7 protein-coding genes are annotated in these 5883 nt (G+C 70.2%); 1 reads left to right on the forward strand and 6 read right to left on the reverse strand.

The window, feature by feature from the left end; genetic code table 11:
* Positions 1-4 precede the first annotated feature (4 nt).
* The 6 genes from MOPEL_RS05105 to MOPEL_RS05130 form a co-directional block, all read right to left on the reverse strand.
* Positions 5-718 carry a hypothetical protein gene (locus tag MOPEL_RS05105; RefSeq protein ID WP_009481789.1) on the reverse strand — a complete coding sequence of 238 codons (714 nt, stop codon included), beginning with the start codon at positions 716-718 and terminating at the stop codon, positions 5-7.
* Position 719: 1 nt separating this feature from the next.
* Complete coding sequence (locus MOPEL_RS05110) at positions 720-1454, reverse strand: ParA family protein (protein WP_009481790.1); 735 nt, start codon at positions 1452-1454, stop codon at positions 720-722.
* A 121-nt stretch (positions 1455-1575) separates the two neighbouring features.
* Positions 1576-1836 carry a hypothetical protein gene (locus tag MOPEL_RS05115; RefSeq protein ID WP_009481791.1) on the reverse strand — a complete coding sequence of 87 codons (261 nt, stop codon included), beginning with the start codon at positions 1834-1836 and terminating at the stop codon, positions 1576-1578.
* A 102-nt stretch (positions 1837-1938) separates the two neighbouring features.
* Positions 1939-2427, reverse strand: a complete 489-nt coding sequence (locus MOPEL_RS05120) for a hypothetical protein (protein WP_040633003.1) — start codon at positions 2425-2427, stop codon at positions 1939-1941.
* Between the two features lie 106 nt (positions 2428-2533).
* A complete protein-coding gene (locus MOPEL_RS05125; protein ID WP_009481793.1) occupies positions 2534-3163 on the reverse strand; it encodes a hypothetical protein in 630 nt (209 codons plus the stop codon).
* A gap of 154 nt (positions 3164-3317) precedes the next feature.
* Positions 3318-4241, reverse strand: a complete 924-nt coding sequence (locus MOPEL_RS05130) for a DUF4192 family protein (RefSeq protein ID WP_040633004.1) — start codon at positions 4239-4241, stop codon at positions 3318-3320.
* A gap of 986 nt (positions 4242-5227) precedes the next feature.
* On the opposite strand from MOPEL_RS05130, the gene MOPEL_RS15760 reads away from it, so the two are divergent.
* A partial coding sequence (locus MOPEL_RS15760; RefSeq protein WP_051992217.1) for a hypothetical protein occupies positions 5228-5883 on the forward strand: 656 nt, incomplete at its 3' end.

The following is a 5883-nucleotide window of genomic DNA, read 5'->3' on the forward strand; positions in this document are numbered from 1 at the left end:
TTAGTCAGAAGCGGCGGGCGTCGACGCGGCCGCCGAGCGGGAGGGCGTTGGCGACGGGCAGGGTGTGGCCGCCGTTGTGCTTGATGGCGCGGGCGAGCTCGGCGCGGATGGCCTCGCGGGTCCACTGGCCGCGGCTCATGGGGGCGTGGATGTACGCGGCGTCGGCGGCGCGGGCCTCGTCGACCGCGGCGAAGACCTCGTCGGGGACGACGTAGCTGCGGGGCCTGGCGACGTCCGGCTTGGGCGTGCGACCGGCGGCAATCTCGGCCCGCTCGATCTGGGCGGCGCGGGACGTGCGCTGCTCGTCGATGAGGTCGTGGTTCTCGGCGAGGATCGCGTGGCGCTCCTCGGGGGTGCGGTCGGCCCAGGCGGTGAAGACCTGGCCGAGCCACGCGCTGAGGTTGGGGGCGACCTCGGATGCGAAGTCCTTGTGGTTCCAGGCGTATTCGTAGGCGTCCCTCGCGAGTTCGTAGTCGCCGCGGTACATGCCGATGGCGATGCGCTGGGAGGGGGGCGCGGCGTTGCTCTGGCTCTTGCTGGCGGCGGGGGTGCGGCTGGTCTTCGGGCGGGCCTTCGGGGTCGGCGTGGGGGACGCCGCGCTCGGCGCGGGCGTCTCGGGCGCGGGCGTGTCGGGCGCGGACTTCGGGGTCGGCGGGGTGTTGGCGGCGGGGGCGTAGGCGTGGAGGTTGCGCTCCTGCAGGGACCGGCGGCGGGTCATGTCACTTCTCCTTCGTGGTGCGGGTGATGCGTGCGGTGACGCGCTTGTAGGTGCGGGCGGCCTTGGCCCAGGGGCGAAAGAGGGACACCGGCTGGCCGGCGACGTAGGCGTCTTTCACGGCGACGGCCTCGGGGATGGGGTCGGTGACCTTGCCGGGCCACTGCTCGTTGAGCGCATCGACCGTCTCGGCGTCCAGGAGCGTGCGGGAGCTGTACCGGGTCGGCACGATCCAGTCCACGTGCCGGTTCAGGCGGCGACCGAGGAAGGCGTCGAGCTCCTCCATCTGCTCGAGGGCCTCGAGGTCGCAGGTGGCGGCGCCGACGACGACGTCGGCGGCGGCGAGGGCGGCCTCGCTGAGCAGGTCCAGGGCGGGGCGGGTGTCGATGACCACGTCGGACCCGTCCAGGGCCATCGAGCGGAAGCGGTCGGCGATGGTCGCGACGTCTCCGGTGACGGCGTTGAGGTCGTGGGTGCCGGCGATGATGCGGACGCCGGGGACGGATGGGGAAGGGACGGCGGCCTCCTCGGCGCTCGACTCCCCCATGAGCACGTCGGCGGCGACGGCGGCGACTTCTGCCTCGCGGCCCAGGCCGCAGCGTCGGGTGAGGTTGCCGTTGCGGTCGGCGTCGACGGCGATGACGGGCCGTCCGGCGCGGGCGAGGGCGGCGACGAGTTCGGCGGCGGTCACGCTCTTGCCGACGCCGCCCTTGCCGCTGGCGACGGTGTAGATGGTCATGGGTGTTTCCTCACTTATCCTGGTGGGCGCCGGGGGTGGAAGCCCGGCACTACGGCTGTTCTTTCGGGAACTGTCGCGTTGACAGGCGAGGCCCCTCCCCCGGGAGGGGCCTCGCTGCATGTCAGGGGGTGGTCAGGGCGGCGGTGCGCGTCTCGGGGCGGGCGATGACGAGCGTCGCGCCGTCGACTTCGGCGCGGCGCAGGATGAGGCGGTCAGCGGCGGGGCCGGCGGGCGCGCAGCGAACGCCGGCGTCGGCGAGGACTCCGTCGATCGGCCCAAGGGCGTCGACGACCGTGAGTTCCGGGCGGCATCGGTGCTCGCCGACACGAAGGAGCTGGTCCCCAGGCCGCAGATCCTCGAGGGAGGCGGTGAGCGTGTGCATGGGCGTTGTCCTTTCGGGTGGTGGTGATGTGGAAGCGTCGTGCTGACGACATCAGCATATCCTCTCTTAGTCTTGAACGTGCACTCTTAGTCTTGTCTTGTCTTAGTCGTTTCCGATGCGTGGGCACTCTCCCGCCTCCAGCCAGGCCCGCAGGCGACCTCGGGCGCGGTCGAGGCGGGCCTCGAGGCCGGGCACGGCCGGGTGTTCGGCGTCGAGGTCGGCGAGGGCGGCCGTGAGGCCGTTGACCTCGGCGCGGGCTGCGGCGATGGCGCGGTCCGCTCCCCCGGTGATGTGGCGGATGTGAGCGGCGGCTCGCTCGGCGCGGTGGGCGCGAGCCGCCGGGCTGCGGCGGGATTCCGTCGTGGGCGGGGTCGTGTCGGCCCACTGCCGGTGCACCTGGTGTCCGGCGCGCTCGAGGTGGGCGGCGACGATCTCGAGACGGGCGGGGTCCAGCCGGGACCGGTCGGCGTACCAGCGGCCCTGCCGCTGGCTCCAGCGCAGCCCGGCCGCGCGCAGATCCTCGGCGAGAGCGGGGTCGGCTCCGGTGACGGTGACGCCGTGACCGGGCGCGTAGGTGACGGTGAGCTTCATCGGTTCGCCTTGACTTAGTCGATACTTAGGGGAGGCCGTGCGCGGGGGAGGCCCGGGGGGTGTGGGGGGCCGGCCCCCACCCGGCGACCGGGCGGGGGGCCGCCTGTCAGGCGACGGCGGGGACGGGCCGCGCCTCGGCGTCGAGTGTGGCGGCGAGGGCCTGGGCGACGGCGTGCATCTGGGCGGTGGTGAGGCCGTGCAGGTCGAGGTCCCAGCGGCCCCCGATGGTGCCTCGCACCTCGAGCGATGCGGAGAAGCCGTCCGGAAGGACGGGCCCGCGCCAGCGGCCTCGCAGGTCCGGGCGGTCATTGGGGCGGAAGCGCGCACCATCGGTGATCTGCATGGGGAGGATCGCACCCACGGCCTCGAGGTCGGCGGCTCGCTGGGTGTCCTCGGCGCGCTCGGCGTCCAGGCGGGCGGTCTCGCGGTCGTAGACCTCGGCGTAGTCGGGCAGGAGCCGGCGGGTGAGGTCGGCGGCCAGGGTGGCCGGGGGGCGGGCCCACGTCTGCTGGATGCTCGCGCGGGGCCCGTGGTAGCCGGTGCCGGGCAGGTCGCCCGTGAGCTGCCAGCGGGTGCCGTCGAGCGGGCGCATGAGGATGGTCATGCCGCTGGGTCCGCACAGGTGGCCACGGCGCACGTCCTCGTCGGGGGCCTGATATCGCCACTCGGGGAGGTGGTCGGCGACGGCGCGCAGGGCGTCCTCGCGCGCCTCGGCCTGTGCTGCGGTCTCAAACATGGGGGGTCCTTTCGGGAGTGGAGCGTGGAAGGGGGCTCCGCGTCGTGTTGACGTGTACCAGTCTACTAGACTTCTTGTCTTAGTCTAGTGCTGTTCGAGGGGTGGGACGGCCCGTGGTGGGCGGGGGAGTGGCCCCGCCCACCACGGGGTCGGGTCAGGACGGCAGGACGGCCCGTCCGGGAACGCCCGCGCGGCCCATCAGCGCCATGAGGCGCGCGAGGTTGTGCTCCGGGTCGATGCGCAGCGCGCGGGCGGCGGCGATCTGCTGCGTGGCACCGTCACCGATGTGCCAGGCCACGGTGGCGAGCATCCCGAGGAGGTTGGCCGCGGCGGGCACGTCGGCGAGGCGGTGGGCCAGCTCGGTCATGTGCGACTTCGCGGCGCAGATGCGCTCAACACTGAGCGCGTTCTCGTCGTCCTCGGCGTTCAGGGGAACCAGGCGCGCGAGGATCGCATCGCGGAGGCCGACCCGGCGGGTGATCTCGGCGAGAGCGGCGACGGTGAGGTCGTCGGCCTCCTGCACGGGTTCGGGCTCGTCGGCGAGGATGTGGGCGTTCCACACGCCGAGGAGGATGTCGTCCTCGACGGAGGGCATGGGGGCCGGGGCGAGGGCGTGGGGGCCGGCCTCGATGCGGGCGCGCAGCGCCTCGCGGTTCTCGGCGATGTCATCGACGGCGGCGGCGACCGACGCGAGGGCGGGGTCGCGGGGAGTGGTTGCCAGGATCGCCCCGTCCTGGTCGATGAGGCGGACGGCGTCATCCGTGACGTGCAGCGTCGTCACGTCCAAGGCGCAGGTCTTCGCGAGGTCCCGGACGTGCGTCAGGGTGGCGTCCACGTCATCCTCGGCGGCCGCGCGCCAGATAGCCGCGATGACGTGCGCAGCCTTGTGGGAGGTCACGCCCTGGCGCAGCACGCGCGTCAAGGTGGGGGAGTCGGCGCGGTCCTGCCAGCGGATGACGGACGTGCTGATGTGCCGCCCGGTGTCCGCCCCCAGGAGGCTCAGGGTGAGGCCGTCGGGCTGGTAGCCCGCGAGGCTCGGGATCGTCTCGACGAAGTCGCTGAGACTGTGAACGGTCATGGCTGGGGTGTCCTTTCGGATGGGGGAGTGGAGCCTGGAAGGGGCCCCTGTCGTGTTGACATGAACAAGTTTATCCCCATGCTTGCCATATTCCTATCTTATTCTAGTGATATTTCACTAGGTGAGACGGCGTTTCTGAGCATGGAGGGGTGTCCGGCGCGGCCCGAAATGAGACACCTCTCGGTCGATGGTGCACTGTGTGAGACACAGTGAGACGCCCGGGCTGAAATTCGTGAGACATGAGACGCCTGATATCAGCTGCGTGAGACGTCTGATGCGTTTCCGCTGGTCAGTGGGATGGGTGCGGGAGGCTTGTCCGAGTCGCGTCTCATAAGTGGGGTTACCGAACTGTTATAAATGGATCGAGCTGGCTCGACCCGCACTTCGAGGAGATCACGGAGTCGCCCTGAATGCCAGCGCGAAGCCGCTGACCAGCGCTTTCGACGTTCGGGGTGCGACCTTGCACTTTTCAGAAAAAGCCATGAATCTGATTCAGTCAGCGAAGCGGGTCCGAGAGGGTCTCGGCAGTCGGAATAAGGCTGCGCGATACTGCTGGGAGGGGCGCGCGGGGCGCCTCTTTCACCCTTTTGGAGGCGCGTAGCGATTCACTGATTAGGGCCGAGTCTGGGAGCCCGTTCTACCCCAGATACGCAAATGAGCCGGGTGGCCGCCCGGCTCATGCGTAGTGCGAAAGACCACTGACGTGGCAAAGACTCTGACAAGACCGCTGGAGGTCTTCGTATGCCATTTTGCGATCAGCTATGCCCGCGAGTCAAGCGCAACCGTTGCGGAGGTGCGGGGTGACTGTCTATCCCGTGGCGGCTGCCCATCGCCGGGGCGGACACATCTCCTTCCTCGATGAGGTTCGCGGCCCGCGCGCTTCATGGGATGAGGTCAGGCGTGTCGCCCAGTCACCGACCGATCGGCAGGCCGTGGCTGCTGCAGCGTTCGTCGCGACCAGGCGGTGGGATGCGGAGACTCATGCTGTGGCGACCGTCACCGGCGGGGTCGGCTCGCTGGAGCTGGACCCGTCTCTACTGCTTGAGGTGCGGCGGCCTCTCTCATATCAAGGCATGCGCAACCGGATCGGACGCCTGCCGGTTCCGTCCACTGAGGGGCAACGGTCGGTCTGGTTTGAGAGCCGTAACGAGCAGGAGAACTACTGGGACCTGCTGATCTCTCGCCGTGTAGTGGGCATGGCCACTCAGGCAATGCGGCTGGAGTGGCCCTTCGAGAGTGGCGTGCGTACTCACGTCCCCGACGCGTTGGCCGAGCTCGCCGACGGAACGGTTCTGCTGATCGATGTCACGAGCTCACGGCGATTGAGTGATCCGAACACGGCGGCCGTGTGGCTCTTGACGGGGGCGACGGCGTCCGCATTGGGCATGCGATACGAGGTGAGGACCGAGCTGAGTCGACAGAGCGCGCGGAATCTGTCCGCTGTGTGGGCCCGTCGGCAAGCCAACCCCGGGCAGCGGCGAGCTTGGATTGATCGTGCGCGCCACGTGGCGTTCCCCACTGCTCTGCTGCCGTTCGCGCGTGTGCTGGGCGAAGGCGATCCCAATTACGCAGCGGTATGGCACCTGGTTGCCCACTCCTTCGTGCAGGTCGATCTGGGTGGTCCGCTGCATGCGGACTCCCC

The organism is Mobilicoccus pelagius NBRC 104925 (assembly GCF_000247995.1).
Lineage (GTDB): Bacteria > Actinomycetota > Actinomycetes > Actinomycetales > Dermatophilaceae > Mobilicoccus > Mobilicoccus pelagius.

Excerpts from the sequence above, each read along its gene's own strand:
- MOPEL_RS05105 (WP_009481789.1), bottom strand. The coding sequence starts at position 718 with ATGACCCGCCGCCGGTCCCTGCAGGAGCGCAACCTCCACGCCTACGCC.
- MOPEL_RS05110 (WP_009481790.1), bottom strand. The coding sequence starts at position 1,454 with ATGACCATCTACACCGTCGCCAGCGGCAAGGGCGGCGTCGGCAAGAGC.
- MOPEL_RS05115 (WP_009481791.1), bottom strand. The coding sequence starts at position 1,836 with ATGCACACGCTCACCGCCTCCCTCGAGGATCTGCGGCCTGGGGACCAG.
- MOPEL_RS05120 (WP_040633003.1), bottom strand. The coding sequence starts at position 2,427 with ATGAAGCTCACCGTCACCTACGCGCCCGGTCACGGCGTCACCGTCACC.
- MOPEL_RS05125 (WP_009481793.1), bottom strand. The coding sequence starts at position 3,163 with ATGTTTGAGACCGCAGCACAGGCCGAGGCGCGCGAGGACGCCCTGCGC.
- MOPEL_RS05130 (WP_040633004.1), bottom strand. The coding sequence starts at position 4,241 with ATGACCGTTCACAGTCTCAGCGACTTCGTCGAGACGATCCCGAGCCTC.